Origin of the sequence: Pediococcus pentosaceus, assembly GCF_001437285.1 — a bacterium.
Lineage (GTDB): Bacteria > Bacillota > Bacilli > Lactobacillales > Lactobacillaceae > Pediococcus > Pediococcus pentosaceus.
Genome location: NZ_JQBF01000021.1, coordinates 1 through 1,961, shown reverse-complemented (window position 1 = coordinate 1,961; position 1,961 = coordinate 1). Strand labels below are relative to the sequence as shown.

The window sequence follows — 1,961 nt, the reverse complement described above, 5'->3', positions numbered from 1 at the left end:
CCCCATCACAGCTTGTCCTTAAGAAGTAAAGCATTTGACTCTACTTCAGACTTACTGCTTGGACACCCTTTTCCAGCTGGGTGCTTTCCTTAGCCTACTGCGTCCCTCCATTGTTCAAACAAGTTTAACTAGTACAGGAATATCAACCTGTTATCCATCGCCTACGCCTCTCGGCCTCGGCTTAGGTCCCGACTAACCCTGGGAGGACGAGCCTTCCCCAGGAAACCTTAGTCATACGGTGGATAGGATTCTCACCTATCTTTCGCTACTCATACCGGCATTCTCACTTCTAAGCGCTCCAACAGTCCTCACGGTCTGCCTTCATTGCCCTTAGAACGCTCTCCTATCACGCCACCTAATGGTGGCATCCACAGTCTCGGTAATATGTTTAAGCCCCGGTACATTTTCGGCGCAGAATCACTCGACTAGTGAGCTATTACGCACTCTTTAAATGGTGGCTGCTTCTGAGCCAACATCCTAGTTGTCTATGCAACTCCACATCCTTTTCCACTTAACATATATTTAGGGACCTTAACTGGTGGTCTGGGCTGTTCCCCTTTCGACGATGGATCTTATCACTCACCGTCTGACTCCCGGACATAAATCGATGGCATTCGGAGTTTATCTGAATTCGGTAACCCTTGATGGGCCCCTAGTCCAAACAGTGGCTCTACCTCCACGATCCTAATTCCGAGGCTAGCCCTAAAGCTATTTCGGAGAGAACCAGCTATCTCCAAGTTCGTTTGGAATTTCACCGCTACCCACACCTCATCTCAGCACTTTTCAACGTACACGAGTTCGGTCCTCCAGTGCATTTTACTGCACCTTCAACCTGGACATGGGTAGGTCACTTGGTTTCGGGTCTACATCCGCATACTTATATCGCCCTATTCAGACTCGCTTTCGCTTCGGCTCCGTCTCTTCAACTTAACCTGGCATACGAACGTAACTCGCCGGTTCATTCTACAAAAGGCACGCCATCACCCATTAACGGGCTCTGACTTCTTGTAGGCACATGGTTTCAGGAACTATTTCACTCCCCTTCCGGGGTGCTTTTCACCTTTCCCTCACGGTACTGGTTCACTATCGGTCACTAGGTAGTATTTAGCCTTGGGAGATGGTCCTCCCGGATTCCGACGGAATTTCACGTGCTCCGCCGTACTCAGGATCCTGAACTGAGAGAATTTGATTTAACTTACGGGGCTATCACCCTCTCTGGCGAATCTTCCCAGATTCTTCAGCTATCAAGTTCTTTGGTAACTCAAATGTTCAGTCCTACAACCCCAGGAAGCAAGCTTCCTGGTTTGGGCTCTTCCCGTTTCGCTCGCCGCTACTCAGGGAATCGAATTTTCTTTCTGTTCCTGCGGGTACTGAGATGTTTCAGTTCCCCACGTTTACCTTCACACATCCTATGTATTCAGATGCGGATAATAGTCGATTAAAACTATTGGGTTGCCCCATTCGGAAATCCCCGGATCAAAGCTTACTTACAGCTCCCCGAGGCATATCGGTGTTAGTCCCGTCCTTCATCGGCTCCTAGTACCAAGGCATTCACCATGCGCCCTTCCTAACTTAACCTATCTTTACCTACGGTAAAGTGATTAATTGAGTTTAGCGATTAATCTTTGAACTAATCTTGTTTTATAACTCTTTAAATTACGCGGTTTTCTCTCGGTTTAATTATGATTAACAATTAAAATTAGAAAATTATAGATATTATTCAGTTTTCAAAGAACAAAAGAATAAACAACCTTAGTTGTTTAATGGAGAATAGCGGGATCGAACCGCTGACCTCCTGCGTGCAAGGCAGGCGCTCTCCCAGCTGAGCTAATTCCCCATGTATGGGCCTAAATGGACTCGAACCATCGACCTCACGCTTATCAGGCGTGCGCTCTAAACCAGCTGAGCTATAGGCCCGATACGCGTGCTCTGAGAGTAAACCTCTCAAAACTAAACAAAAC

Annotated in this window: 2 tRNA genes and 1 rRNA gene; all 3 read right to left on the bottom strand. The window is 47.3% G+C overall.

Annotation, left to right across the window (positions count from 1 at the left end):
• A 23S ribosomal RNA gene (locus IV86_RS08520) occupies window positions 1-1,578 on the bottom strand; the annotation flags it as partial.
• A 186-nt stretch (window positions 1,579-1,764) separates the two neighbouring features.
• Window positions 1,765-1,837, bottom strand: a tRNA-Ala gene (locus IV86_RS08515).
• Window positions 1,838-1,842: 5 nt separating this feature from the next.
• Window positions 1,843-1,917 (bottom strand) — tRNA-Ile (locus tag IV86_RS08510).
• Window positions 1,918-1,961 lie beyond the last annotated feature (44 nt).